Source organism: Staphylococcus gallinarum, assembly GCF_000875895.1.
GTDB lineage: Bacteria > Bacillota > Bacilli > Staphylococcales > Staphylococcaceae > Staphylococcus > Staphylococcus gallinarum.
Window position 1 is genome coordinate 1 of sequence record NZ_JXCF01000008.1, and the last position, 13588, is coordinate 13588.

Genomic DNA, 13588 nt, shown 5'->3' on the forward strand with positions numbered 1-13588 from the left:
GTTTGATTAGCTCATAAAATACTAATTTGTGTTATCATTAACACGTTTTTTTGAACCAACGATTATCGTTGTGTTCGGAATTAACGTTGACATATTGCAATTCAGTTTTCAATGTTCATTTAAATAGTTGCTTTATTATTATATCATGTCTGTTAATATCTTGTCAATAAGAAATTAATATTTCGTAACAATCAATTAACATTACTTTAATAATATTAAACTATTATTTTGAAGTTAACAAGTATATTTTTTACACTTTTTTCAAAAAGATATTAAATAATGTTTTTGCCGTTTTTGACGACTTTTATATAATATCAAGTCTCACAATCAAAGTCAACAATTATTTTAGTGATTTATAAATTGTTTTTTTGTTGCGTCTGTAGCGCCTGTTGTCAGGTCACAAGATATAATTCTAACATCATTACAAATAAATGCAAGTAAAAAATGGAGAGAAATTAAAATAATTTCTCTCCATCCTTAAATCAGCTTTATTTAGCTGTTTTTTCAATGATTTGTTGCGCTATTGATTGATATATTTGCCCTAATTTATCATCCTCTTGATAAATTGAAGGTGCAAAATCTTTCGGATTCCATGATGGTTGTTCCAATGGTAATTGCCCTAGGAGATCTGTTTGTAGTTCTTCAGCAAGTTTTTCTCCTCCACCTGAACCAAATACATATTCTTTATTTCCAGTCTCTTTACTTTCAAAATAAGACATATTTTCAATAACGCCTAAGATTGAATGTTCAGTATGTTTCGCCATTGCTCCAGCTCTAGCAGCTACGAACGCTGCTGTTGGATGAGGTGTTGTTACAATAATTTCTTTACTAGAAGGCAACATAGAATGGACGTCTAACGCAACATCACCAGTTCCAGGTGGTAAATCTAATAATAGATAATCTAATTCACCCCAACGCACTTCCATAAAGAAATTCGTAAGCATTTTACCTAGCATTGGACCTCGCCATATAACTGGTGCATTTTCTTCCACAAAGAATGCCATTGATATAACTTTGACCCCATGTCGTTCTACAGGAATGATTTCTTTACCTTGTACACCCGGTTTTTCATCGATGCCCATCATATCTGGAACACTAAAACCATATATATCTGCATCTACTAATCCGACTTTCTTACCTTCTCTGGCAAGTGATACTGCTAAATTAACAGCGACTGTTGATTTACCGACGCCACCTTTACCTGATGCAATCGCAATAAATTCAACTGGATTATCTTTTGACAATAAACCTTCTATTGTTTGTGGCTGATCATCATTTACGCCTCTATATGATTCAACTTTATCTGAAGGTAGTTCTTCGAATCTTATTCCTACCGTGTTCGCTCCATTTTCTTTTAAAGCTTCAACAATTGCCATTTGCAATTCTAATTGAGGTTGTCCACCTAATTGAGCAATAGCAATTTTCACACTAACATGCTCAATCTCTTCCTTTATTGAGACATCTACAATACCTTCTGACTCTTTCAATGGTACACCAATGATAGGGTCTTTGATTTCACCTACTATTGATTTAACTTGCTCGATCGTTAACACAATGCGTCCCCCTTAAAGTTACATACTTAAAATCTTTACTATATGAATAAATTAATTCTAACAAACTATACCTACATTTGTTGTTAATCGTTGTCTCCAGTATAAATATATTTTAACTAATAAAAAAGGAGTTAGCTCAATTTATTTATAATTTATAAAAATAAATGACTAACTCCTCGGCAAGAAGTCTACACTTCTCTTGTATTCACTTTTGTTTCTGCTCTATTTTCTTTTATAAAGCAAGCAATAATCAGTCCGATAAACACCAATACACTCACAACAGCAAAAGAAAGATCAACACCTGCAGCTATTGCTTGTCTCTGTATCATTGCCTGTGATTCATTGGCACTTGGATCAGGCGCAAAGTTTTTTGATCCAATTGACATTATGGTTACCATTAATGCAGTACCTAACGACCCAGCTGTGACACGTCCAAAGTTACTAATTGCTGTTCCGTGAGAAATATTTTTATTACTTAGTGAATTAATTCCTGCTGTATTCAGTGGCATCATCAATAATGAAACTGAAAACATTCTTAACGCATACACAATAATGAGATACGTATATGATGTATCCGCCTTTAAGAAACACAACATAACTGTGAAAATAGTTAATAAAGTGAAACCTGTTAAGACAAGTGGTCTAGCACCATACTTATCATAGAATTTCCCGGTAAAGATAGACATCACACCATTGATAATTGCTCCTGGCATAATCACCAGTCCTGACAATAACGCTGACAACCCTAATGCATTTTGAACATATAATGGAATTAATAATGCTGGTCCAACCATTGATAACATTACTATCATCGATGAAATAGTTGTTAGACAGAATACTTTATTTTTAAATACAATAATATTTAATAGTGGATTACTAATGCGAATCTGTCTTCTAATAAATGCACCAATAATTACTAAACTAATTGCAAGTGATACTAACACTATTGGATTATGAAATCCTAAATTACCTGCACTACTAAATGCATAAAGCATCAAGCCGAAGCCTAAAGTAGAATATATAACTGAACGTTTATCTAATTTTGTATCTTTAGTCTCGTTATAACTTTTTAAGAAAATAGCTCCGAAAATAAATCCTAAAGACGCTACTATTACAACTACTACGAATGGCATACGCCAACTCATGGTATCAACAATCACCCCTGAAAGTGTAGGTCCAATAGCAGGAGCAAACTGTATAACTAAACCAGCTAATCCCATAGCAAATCCTCGCTCATCCTTTGGAAATAGCATAAATAATGTGAATTGCATTAATGGCATTATCACTCCTGCACCAATAGCTTGGATTACACGAGCTAACATTAATATAGGAAAAGTAGGTGCTAAAGCCGCTACAATAGAACCAATTAAAAAAATCCCCATCGCCATTAAGAATAATGGACGTGTTTTAATTTTATCCATTAAAAATGCAGTTAATGGAATCATAACACCATTGACTAGCATAAACCCTGTTACCAGCCATTGTGATGTGTTTTCAGTGATGTGAAGACCTTTCATAATATGAGGCAGAGCCGTATTTAATAAAGTCTGGTTCAATATTGCTACAAAAGCACTCACAATCATAACTGCAACAATCATATTTCTTTGTGACTTAGGTAGTGTTTGATTTTGCATATTGTCACTCCTTAATATTCAACAGAATGACGATAGCATTATCTTAACTTTGACATACTATCGTCATTTGCTTACTTTTTTTGATTTAAATTTTCACTATCGGGATAAAAGATTTCTTTGCATATAAATAATATTCCAATAATAACGACAATAACCCAAAAATCAATATTGATATAAGTATAGTGTATGTGAACAATGAAGTAGAATAACAAAGTGGTTACAGTAAATGTAATTAAGTGATAAGTTAATCCTTGAAAGTAAGGATTGTCTGGTAATTTCTTTCTAAAATAATCCATTAAATTTTCAATGATAAATAATGTGAAATAACCTAATACGATATAGCTACCATAATAAAATAAGTTATCGTAAAAGTTTTTATTATAACCGAAGTATGCTAAATGGAAATAAATCAAAATTCTACTGAGTCCATATAAACCGAAGCCTAAAAACGCTAAAAATATAGCACCTGAAATAATAAACACAGAAAGTACAATAAGCGTGGTTATCAAGTATCTTATATATTTCATTGCTTACTGTCCTCCCCTTCAAATAATAGTTCAGCTTCTTAGAACTTATTCCAAACAATAATATTAATATACTACCATTATAACAAGTAGTTACCAAATACAAAAAACAAGAGCTAAAATTCCAATATTTCAACTCTTGTTTCAACTCATCGTCTGTCATATTGCTAACTACCATTGTTATCTATGTGCGGTTTATACATGAAAGACCATAAAATAATTAAAATGAATAGAATAATACAAACTAACAATAATACATTATGAATTTGTAGGCCTATAAACAATATTGACATTGCATACACATAACCCATTATGGTTGAACCAATCGAATTCCCTAAACTCTTCGTCAATGTATAAAGTGACATCATCCGCTTCATATGTTCAGGAGATGTTTCTTCTTGAGTAATCACACTGTCTTTAGTATAAACTGTTCCAAAACTTACACCCGCAAACAACAAACTAAATGCTATAAATAGTGGGTGTTCTGTACCGACAAACACTAAAATTGAACATAGTAGCAATGATGTAAAAGCAGCCAAATATAGCATCTTTCGTGATAAGCGCATTTCAATTTTTGCTAAGGAAAAGTTTAACATTAACCAAGCAAATGATATTGGGAAAATGACAAACCCACTTTGTAACGGCGATAATTTCAATTCTTCTTGTAAATAAACTGGCATATAAAGGTTATACCCCATTAACATAATTGCATATAGAAAGTCAGTCGTAAAAACGAGTACTATCATTTTGTTAAATTCTTTAACAGGTACGAATGGCATACTGATCGATTTTTCATTTTTATATAAAATCATTGCAACGATACAGGCTACTACAAATGCAATTACATTCAAATAAATATGAGACGTATTCATAACTGCAAATAATAAAAAGAATATAAATATGTAGAAAAGTGTTAAACCTCTAATATCTAGCTTACTCTTGCGACCATTCTCAGTCGATGAAGTTTCGTTATCGAAATGGAAGGTCATCAATGCAAGTACCATTGCTAATATTGCAATTGGAATATTTACAAAAAACAACCAATGCCATGATGCAAATTCAAGTATTCCACCACCTAGTACCGGCCCAATAATACTTGAAATGCCCCAAACGCTACCAACTATCCCCATAATTTTATAGCGCAGTGGAATTTCAAATGCAAGTTTAGGAACAATTTGACATAAGGCCATCATTATTCCTGCACCCAATCCTTGTATAAATCTTGAAATAATTAATATAGTAAATGTTTCACTTAGTCCTGAAAATAAACTACCGATCGTGAAACATAACAAACCAAACATTGTTATGTAAATCATTCTAGTACGTTCAAGTAATTCCCCAACTATTGGATTCGCAATTACAATGGCAATAAAATAAACAGCAAAAATCAATGAGATAGATGAAGTGACATTTAAATCATCCTTTATTGTCGGTAACGCTAATGACACAATAGAAGTTTCAATTGCAGACATGAACATAATTAATAATAATGCTATAACAATACCTATAGATTTTATATTCATAACATACCTCCTAACCTGATTTTATTGAATCAAGTACTTTTAAAATAAACCATTAATTTGAAAGATGTGCAATAACTAAAGGTCAAATTACACCATTTGACCGATACAGAAATTATCGTATATTAACGGTAATACAAATAACATGCTGGCGTTTTTGCTAAATTAACATTAAAAATGGTTAACCTCGTAAAGAACGAGATTAACCTGAAATTTAATTAAATATTTAGTTACTTAACTTTGAACACTTTCAAATTTATAAGCATTCATATACAGTCATTTTCTAAGGATGAGCTTTCAAACTTGATATATTAATTACAAAACTTTTATTCTGAATTAAATCAAGAAAATGATAGCGATAAAATGACATGCTGACGCGATGATTATAAATAAATGCCATATCATATGGAAATAAGGTCTTTCCTTTTGAGCATAGAACCAAGCGCCTCCAGTATATGCCAGTCCACCTAGGACGATAAAAGTAATAAACAACGCTGACGTTTTTATTACAATTAAAGGGGAAAATAAAATACCCATCCATCCCATAACTAAATACATCGTTAAACTTAATTTATGATTTACATATTTAGCTAAGGATTTATAAAGAATACCCCAAATTGTTATTCCCCATAATATGGCCATTGCAAGCCAACCTAACCATCCACCTACTATGATAAGAAACACAGGCGTATAAGTACCAGCAATTGCTAAAAATATCATACTATGATCAATAATTCTCATTACATATTTATGTGGTGAATCATTTTGCATTGCATGATAAATTGTTGATGCTAAAAACATCATAAAAATACTTATTAAATAGACTGACACACTTAATGTGCCTAAGAATCCATTATCAATATAACTTTGAACTGCCGCATACGGAAGTGCCAACAATACCAACATTGCACCTACACCATGTGAAATCGAATTTCCCAATTCTTCTCCAAAGGTTAAAGGTATGATGTCATTAAAAGACTTTCTCATCTTTTTATTTACTTTTATTGTATCTGCCATTTGGCATACCACCTTCTATTAAATCAAGTTCATGCTTTTCAAATCAGCAGTTGCTGTTTCGACACTATCTTTACCTTCTTTATTCTTTAAAGGTGAAAATTCTTGATTTCTATCTACTTGTAATGTAATAAAACTATTTGCGTATTTGAATATATCAAAATAAAATAATTCAAATTTTAACGTCGGTTGTTCAATGACCCCAAAATCTTCATCTAATTGCTTTAAATTCTTTATTGCAAGATGATATGGTAAATCATAGTCTACAACATCATTGATGAATAATAGTTTAAATGCATGTATGCCAATATTTGCGTTATTAAATTGATTAGCAGCAGCTTCGTCTAGTTCGGAATATTCATAGACCGTATCCTTTTGATTTACATGTACTAATCTACCCACACTTTCATTAGGTTTAGGTTGGATAGATTTCGTTGTAATTTCCTTACTGTTCTTATAAGTATAGCCAACAAATACCGGATCCAATACTTTAACTAAAACATTATCAATATTATTTAAAAAGATGTACTCAACGCCATTTTCTAACATTTCAGCTAAATAGCCAGCTTTTTTAAGGGATTTGAACACACCACCATTACCATTTGGTGTCTCTAAAATATTCCCATCAGCATCCAAGACCAGTTTACCTTCTTCAGATAATGCAACAATGTTATCCTGTTCAAAGAAATGTATATGCTCAGCATCATAGCCAAAATAACCTTGATCTTCAAAATATAATTGAGTTTCTCTATTATTTACTTTGCTCGTCATTATATACCAATCGATATAGACACCCGTTTGTTCGTGTAACGCAATAAGTTGTTTCGCCTGTAACTCAAACAAACTTACACCCTCGATTTCAAATGAACCTTTAGGTCCCTTATACCCTAAACGCGTACCTTGACCACCGGCCATTAATAAAACTGCAAACTTGCCATTTTTAATTGCATCTATTCCAATACTTTCATATTCATTTAACAATGATTCTGATAATGTATTTTTGACTTCGTATTTGACTTCATCAACTTCAGTTACATCATCTATAACTTGCTTATTCACATATAAATCTTCGTACAAATCTCGAATGTTAGATAAGTTTAATGAGTCAACCTTATTAGCTAATTGTTCCTTTTCATTTGAACTCATCATTTTTTCAAATTCAATTAAATGTGCTTGATTATACTTTTCTAACTCTTTCTTGTCTAGCATATTTTCGCTCCTTATTGACTAAAGATTATATAAAAAATATATTTTATTTACACAGTGATTTTATAAATTCTGTATTCTCACTTTATATTATAATTACAGCATATACAACTGTAATCATAATAATTTCATGATTAAATCATCAACAAATGATTTGAAAAACAAATAAAATGCACCAATTGATAAAGCACTTGCAAGAGATAAATCTATCATACCGCCCGTCTTAAATACAATCGGGAACTTCACACTTATCGGTACCGGATAAAATAATTTAACTCCTCTAGGCGTTAACATATCTAGTATAACATGTGAACACAAGCCACATACAATTGCTATTAAATAATGACTAGGTGTTTGAATAAAATATAATATCCCCGTAATAATAGATATAAACAATATAGAATGGGTAAAGGTTCGATGACCGAACATAAGTCTAATAATTAAACTCAATAATTTAAATCTTCTACCAATCTTACTTTGTGTATGACAAATATCAGGTAATAAGCTTGAAATAATAGCAAGCGTTATAATAGTAATAGATGTAAACAAATCAGTATGGTAATATTCTGTAGTTAATGCGCCTACTAATAAACCGCATGAGGCATGGGTCTTACCTGTCACATTCATCACTCCTTAATATGCTATATTTTACCATAAAAGCGCACAAAATGCGAACATACTTTCGGTTCATGTAATTAGTATAACCTAATTTAAATAAGTATCACCTAATCTCTTGAAAACGATTTCATTATATTGTATGATATAGCTACAAATTATTTAAAGGATGTGTTCATTTATGGCAATGACAGTTAAAAAAGACAATAATGAGGTACGAATTCAGTGGAGAGTAGCAGATATTAAAATTCCAACAAGTGAAATTACAAATATTTCACAAGATCAAAATATTCATGCAGTGCCTAAATTAGACAGAGATAAAGTATCTCGTATTGGTTCAACTTTCGGTAAAACTAACCGAGTAATTATTGATACAAAAGACCATGAATACATTATTTATACGCAAAATGATCAAAAGATTTACAATGAAATAACTAAATAATCGTTTTAAACTGCCTTTAAAATAATAATTAAATTCAGCTGATGTTAATATCAGTCATTAATAAATAGACGAGATTTCGTTTTTCGGAATCTCGTCTTTTTTGAGTTCAATATATTTCAAATATAAATATAAAGAATGGAGCAGTAATTTTTATGACAAAAATTACTCCACCATTCTTCAATACATTTCAAAAACTGTTGCATAATATATATCATTAATCTCTTGTCAGTTAAATCTATATTGCTAAACTTGGTGGTAATTTTGAAAAACATTTAGTCAATACAAGTAAATAGATAAATCCTATACACGTCCATGCAGAACCGAGTATTAAGGCATGTATGTCTAAACTCACAAATAGACTGATATCTAGTATACAACCTATTGCTGGTATAAATAAGTAACTCAATTTTTTGAATCCTTCTCTTTGCTTTAATTTTATATAATAATAAGCAATTACAGAAATATTAACAAAAGCAAAAGAAATAAATGCACCAAAATTAATAAAAGAAGTAGACGTACTAATAGTCATAAACACACCTATAGTACCAATAATCCCAATAAATATAAGATTAAATATAGGGGTTTGATGTTTTTTATCCACAAAACCAAAAATTCGCTTATTTAGTACTCCATCTCTTCCCATCGCATATAATATACGAGCGCCACTCGTTTGCGCTGATAAACCTGAAGCAAATTGAGCTAAGATTAATCCACTTAAAAATAAAGCTGATAAGAAATTACCTCCAACAATTTTTGCAATTTCAAATGCTGCTGATTCTGTATTATGAATTACATTGAAATTAGGAACTGTAATCGATAATACATACGCGACCGCTACAAAAATAAAGCCACCTATAATGGTTATAAGCATTATAGCTCTTGGTATCGTCTTGCTTGGATTTTTAGTTTCTTCAGCAAGTGTAGTAACCGCATCAAATCCTAAGAAAGAGTAACACGCAATTGAGGCACCAGCCAGTACAGGCGACATATGGTGACCTGCTATAGCAAATATATGACGACTTAATAGACTACCTTCACCCATACCATGTACTACATTCCATATACATAAACCTAAAAAAATTATAATCACTAATATTTGAAATAACATGATTAATAAATTCATTGAAGTCGTAGTATTAATACCAATAATATTAATTGCAGTAGTGATGATTATAAAAATAATAATCCACGACCAATTTGGCATGAATGGAAAAGCTGTCGTTAAATATTCTGCGCCTATTAACCAGATAACTAATGGTAAGAATAGATAATCCAACATTATCGTCCAACCCACCATAAATCCCAATGATGGATGTAAACTTTTAGAAACAAAAGTATATGCTGACCCAGCTGAAGGAAACGCCTTTGCCATTTTCCCATAACTATAAGCAGTAAATAACATCGCGATTGTTGCAAATAAATAGGCATATGGCACATAACCACTTGTTGTTGCATACAAAGTTCCATAAGTTCCAAACACTATCATTGGAGCCATATACGCTAGACCAAACATAATAACTTGATAGAGTGATAAAGATTGCTTTAATTTACCTTGTTCCATTAAAATCACACTCCCCTTTAGCATGACTTAATTGTTGATAAATATTAGGATGCAATTGATTGATATAATCTAACTGTGGATCACGTTCCGTTGTTAATTGTAAATCCAAACGTTCGACTGTTGCTTTATCATCGACTTGTAATAAACAATTGGCATTATGATCATACACTGCACTATGACCAAAAAATACGAAAGAACCATTTACACCAAATTGATTAGCAATAGCGATAGGTACTTCATTTTCTAGCGCTCGACTAGCAAGATATATATCCTGATGTTTTTGATAAGGTGCCATATTCGCCGTAGATATAAGTATTAATTCTGCACCTTTCAATTTTAAAATTCGTGCAACTTCTGGAAATTCTAAGTCATAACAAATCATTAAGCCAAAGTTCCCGAATCTAGATGGAACAACGACAAACTCATCGCCTCGCTCAAATAACATTTGCTCGTTTGCAAATAAATGCGTCTTTCTATATTTTCCAATTATTTCCCCGTTGCAGTCTATATACACTGATGTAATATAGTAGCATTGTCTATCGACTTCAGGAAATGAAACTATCGTATCAACATGGTATTGAATACATGTTTCCATGATTTTTTGTAAAATACGTGAAGTATCTTCAATCGCTACTCGATCTAATAACTCAGTTTCTTCTATATAACCTGAAATTGATAATTCAGGAAATAGTACTAAATCTGACTGAAATTGACTTTCTTTTTTTAAAATATCGCATATGTCATTAATATTCTGCTTTAAGTCTCCTAAATTCGGCTCAAATTGAGCTAATGAAATTTTCATCAACAGATCCCCTTTGTATTAAATTAATGAACCTCATATAACTAGCAACTTCTATAAATTCCACCCTTCGTTTCGAAAAAAATAAATTATTAAATTTAATTATCTGAATTTTACTACAATTCTGGTTAGTTATAAAAGAACCAGATAGAACGTTTTTAAGGTACCAGTTTATAAAAATATTTTTCAGCGAAAAGTGTTATAATAAACAGTACAAAATTAGAAAGTAGGTGCATGATATGTATGTAGTTACAAATAGAATTGATTTAAAAAAAGGCTATGCCGAAAAAATGGCACCACATTTTACCAAAGGTGGTAAAATCGAGGATTTACAAGGCTTTATCAAAATAGAGGTTTGGCAAATAGAAAATGAAGCGGATTACGATCAAATGTATGTAAATACATGGTGGGAATCTGAAGATGATTTCAAAGGTTGGTTATCAAGTGATGCCTTTAAAGAAGCACACAGCGGCAAATCAAAAAATTCAGAGGAATCACCTGTACTAGGTAATGAGGTTGTTAAGGCAACCGTACTATCGAAATTAAATTAAAGTTATGATTTAGCTTTAATTAATATATTATATGAAACAAACTAAGTGTCCTTTGGCATTTAGTTTGTTTTTTTGTACGTATAGCTGTCGTGCATATCGTTTTTTAAGTAGCGTTTAAGTGTTGAGAAAATGTCTAATCTATATTTGTAATATCGGATACGAATTAGAATTCAATTTAATATTAATATAGAACATTTAATTAATCAGTGATGAGGGTGACAATGTCTTGATTATTTTAAATCAATTGATTGCTACATCAATCTATCTTATTTCATTATTATTTGAATTTAGCTTTAAGCGATAATACATTAAGTAGTCAGTTCCATAAGTATTATTACTTTTTTATTTGAAAATGGTGCCGACTCCTGTGGGATAAGCACATGCCGAAGACTACAGGCTGAGGCTGGGCCCACGGAAAGCGTGCACCATATTTTCAATTAACAATAAAATGATGACAATAGAACCTATCTTATCCACTATTATTTGAATTTAGCTTTAAGCGATAATACATTAAGTAGTCAGTTCCATAAGTATTATTACTTTTTTATTTGAAAATGGTGCCGACTCCTGTGGGATAAGCACATGCCGAAGACTACAGGCTGAGGCTGGACCCACGGAAAGCGTGTACCATATTTTCAATTAACAATAAAAAAACTGTCGATAAGATCAAATCTTAATCGACAGTCATACTAACTTATATCAAACTTAATTAAAATAAAGATGCGCCATTAAAGCAATAATCGGTAATGAAATAATTGTTCTTATTAAAAAGATAATAAACAATTTAAAGATACTTACTGGTATCTTCGAACCTAAAATAACACCACCAACTTCAGATAAATAAATTAATTGCGTTATACTTAAAGCACCTATTACAAATAATGTAATATTATTGCCAACCCCTTCTATCAATATAGAAGGCAAGAACATATCAGCAAAACCTATTAATACAGTTTCTGAAGCTTGAGCTGCTTCCGGAATTTGCAATAATTCCAAATACGGTACAAACGGTTTACCTATAATGGCAAACACAGAAGTATAATTCGCTATAATCGTAGCTATTGTCCCAATCGCCATAACTACTGGTAAGATAACAAACCACATATCAATTACAGTCTTAAAACCTGATTTAAAGAAAGCAATAAATCCTGGTGCCTTAATTCCTACTTCTGTAGCCATGTCAAAGCCATGTCCAAGCGCGGTTTTATTTTCAGGTAAACGCTCTGTTCTAGTCTCTTCTGATACTTCCTTTGCATATTCATCTTTAATTTTATTTAATGGCCAAATACGTGGCAAAATAAACGCACAGACTAGACAAGAAACTATAACAGTTAAATAAAAATAAAAGAAATGCTTTTCCATGTGTACCGTACTAGCAACAACAATAGCAAAAGTTAGTGACACCACACTAAATGTTGTTGAAATTACAGTTGCTTCACGTCTAGAATAGAAACCCTCTTCATACTGTCTACTCGTAATCAAGACGCCTACTGTACCATCCCCAATAAATGAAGCTAAATTATCAACTGTAGAGCGACCTGGTAATGTAAATAATGGACGCATAATCGGTCTAAATAAAGGTCCCAGTAATTCTAACAATCCATATTCCATCAGTAATGGTAAGAATAAAGCTGCAAATAGAAAGACAGTTACTAAGGTAGGCAATAAACTATCGAATACTAAGCCACCCGTATCACTTGAGTAAATAACTTTACTTCCCACTTTTAAATAAGTCATCCATACAAAAATAACTGCGATAACTCTCAGTACGAGCCAAACCCAACGCACATTAAACGCATTGTTCATTAAACTATCTGGTTTTAATTTATTTTTAAATACTGTAGAACATAACACTGTCAAAATTCCTGATAATGTAATGATTACTACAATTAGTGTTGGCATTGCTCCACCTATTAAGTCCTTTAACACGCCAGCTAAAAATGCTACTGGTAACGTTTTTTGCTTTTCACCGTCAACTGTTGCTGTCACGGGAACTAAAAAAAGAATAATACCAATTAAAGACATAATTATAAATTTAAGTCGACCACGGACAATTTGCGATTTATTATATTGATTCATCAAACGACCTCCTTTTCACGTCATTTAAGTTTCGTACAAAAAACAACAGCAATAATTATAACCTATAATGTATAATTATGTAAATGTAAA

At 31.5% G+C, this 13588-nt stretch carries 12 protein-coding genes; 2 read left to right on the plus strand and 10 right to left on the minus strand.

Going from position 1 to position 13588, the window contains the following annotated elements:
- Positions 1-488: 488 nt before the first annotated feature.
- The 7 genes from SH09_RS07495 to SH09_RS07525 all read right to left on the minus strand — a co-directional run bounded on the left by SH09_RS07495 (position 489) and on the right by SH09_RS07525 (position 8072).
- A complete protein-coding gene (locus tag SH09_RS07495; RefSeq protein ID WP_042739037.1) occupies positions 489-1553 on the minus strand; it encodes a P-loop NTPase in 1065 nt (354 codons plus the stop codon).
- A 188-nt stretch (positions 1554-1741) separates the two neighbouring features.
- Positions 1742-3187 (minus strand): MDR family MFS transporter, encoded by a 1446-nt coding sequence (locus SH09_RS07500; protein ID WP_042739038.1) that lies wholly within the window; start codon positions 3185-3187, stop codon positions 1742-1744.
- A 71-nt stretch (positions 3188-3258) separates the two neighbouring features.
- A complete protein-coding gene (locus SH09_RS07505) occupies positions 3259-3714 on the minus strand; it encodes a SepA family multidrug efflux transporter (protein WP_042739039.1) in 456 nt (151 codons plus the stop codon).
- 164 nt (positions 3715-3878) lie between these two features.
- Positions 3879-5234: a multidrug efflux MFS transporter SdrM gene (gene sdrM / locus SH09_RS07510; protein WP_042739040.1), complete on the minus strand. Its 1356-nt coding sequence runs from the start codon at positions 5232-5234 to the stop codon at positions 3879-3881.
- Positions 5235-5567: 333 nt separating this feature from the next.
- Positions 5568-6248 carry a PAQR family membrane homeostasis protein TrhA gene (gene trhA / locus SH09_RS07515; RefSeq protein ID WP_042739041.1) on the minus strand — a complete coding sequence of 227 codons (681 nt, stop codon included), beginning with the start codon at positions 6246-6248 and terminating at the stop codon, positions 5568-5570.
- Between the two features lie 18 nt (positions 6249-6266).
- Positions 6267-7454, minus strand: coding sequence for a UTP--glucose-1-phosphate uridylyltransferase (locus SH09_RS07520; protein WP_042739042.1), 1188 nt, complete (start codon positions 7452-7454; stop codon positions 6267-6269).
- Positions 7455-7568: 114 nt separating this feature from the next.
- On the minus strand, positions 7569-8072 hold the full coding sequence (locus SH09_RS07525; protein ID WP_042739043.1) for a metal-dependent hydrolase: 504 nt from the start codon (positions 8070-8072) through the stop codon (positions 7569-7571).
- 175 nt (positions 8073-8247) lie between these two features.
- On the opposite strand from SH09_RS07525, the gene SH09_RS07530 reads away from it, so the two are divergent.
- The gene (locus SH09_RS07530; protein WP_042739044.1) at positions 8248-8508 is read left to right on the plus strand and encodes a SunI/YnzG family protein; all 261 of its coding nucleotides are present in this window, start codon (positions 8248-8250) and stop codon (positions 8506-8508) included.
- Positions 8509-8743: 235 nt separating this feature from the next.
- On the opposite strand, the gene SH09_RS07535 is transcribed toward SH09_RS07530, so the two are convergent.
- Both SH09_RS07535 and SH09_RS07540 read right to left on the minus strand, forming a co-directional pair.
- Positions 8744-10069 carry an APC family permease gene (locus SH09_RS07535; protein WP_042739045.1) on the minus strand — a complete coding sequence of 442 codons (1326 nt, stop codon included), beginning with the start codon at positions 10067-10069 and terminating at the stop codon, positions 8744-8746.
- The gene (locus tag SH09_RS07540; protein ID WP_042739046.1) at positions 10056-10871 is read right to left on the minus strand and encodes a carbon-nitrogen hydrolase family protein; all 816 of its coding nucleotides are present in this window, start codon (positions 10869-10871) and stop codon (positions 10056-10058) included. The genes SH09_RS07535 and SH09_RS07540 overlap by 14 nt, the downstream gene beginning before the upstream one ends.
- A 236-nt stretch (positions 10872-11107) precedes the next feature.
- On the opposite strand from SH09_RS07540, the gene SH09_RS07545 reads away from it, so the two are divergent.
- A complete protein-coding gene (locus tag SH09_RS07545) occupies positions 11108-11419 on the plus strand; it encodes a heme oxygenase (RefSeq protein WP_042739047.1) in 312 nt (103 codons plus the stop codon).
- A 705-nt stretch (positions 11420-12124) separates the two neighbouring features.
- On the opposite strand, the gene SH09_RS07550 is transcribed toward SH09_RS07545, so the two are convergent.
- Positions 12125-13498 (minus strand): YjiH family protein, encoded by a 1374-nt coding sequence (locus SH09_RS07550; protein ID WP_042739048.1) that lies wholly within the window; start codon positions 13496-13498, stop codon positions 12125-12127.
- Positions 13499-13588: the final 90 nt, after the last annotated feature.

Excerpts from the sequence above, each read along its gene's own strand:
- SH09_RS07520 (WP_042739042.1), bottom strand. The coding sequence starts at position 7,454 with ATGCTAGACAAGAAAGAGTTAGAAAAGTATAATCAAGCACATTTAATT.
- sdrM (WP_042739040.1), bottom strand. The coding sequence starts at position 5,234 with ATGAATATAAAATCTATAGGTATTGTTATAGCATTATTATTAATTATG.
- SH09_RS07530 (WP_042739044.1), top strand. The coding sequence starts at position 8,248 with ATGGCAATGACAGTTAAAAAAGACAATAATGAGGTACGAATTCAGTGG.
- SH09_RS07500 (WP_042739038.1), bottom strand. The coding sequence starts at position 3,187 with ATGCAAAATCAAACACTACCTAAGTCACAAAGAAATATGATTGTTGCA.
- SH09_RS07540 (WP_042739046.1), bottom strand. The coding sequence starts at position 10,871 with ATGAAAATTTCATTAGCTCAATTTGAGCCGAATTTAGGAGACTTAAAG.
- SH09_RS07505 (WP_042739039.1), bottom strand. The coding sequence starts at position 3,714 with ATGAAATATATAAGATACTTGATAACCACGCTTATTGTACTTTCTGTG.
- SH09_RS07545 (WP_042739047.1), top strand. The coding sequence starts at position 11,108 with ATGTATGTAGTTACAAATAGAATTGATTTAAAAAAAGGCTATGCCGAA.
- SH09_RS07535 (WP_042739045.1), bottom strand. The coding sequence starts at position 10,069 with ATGGAACAAGGTAAATTAAAGCAATCTTTATCACTCTATCAAGTTATT.
- SH09_RS07550 (WP_042739048.1), bottom strand. The coding sequence starts at position 13,498 with ATGAATCAATATAATAAATCGCAAATTGTCCGTGGTCGACTTAAATTT.
- trhA (WP_042739041.1), bottom strand. The coding sequence starts at position 6,248 with ATGGCAGATACAATAAAAGTAAATAAAAAGATGAGAAAGTCTTTTAAT.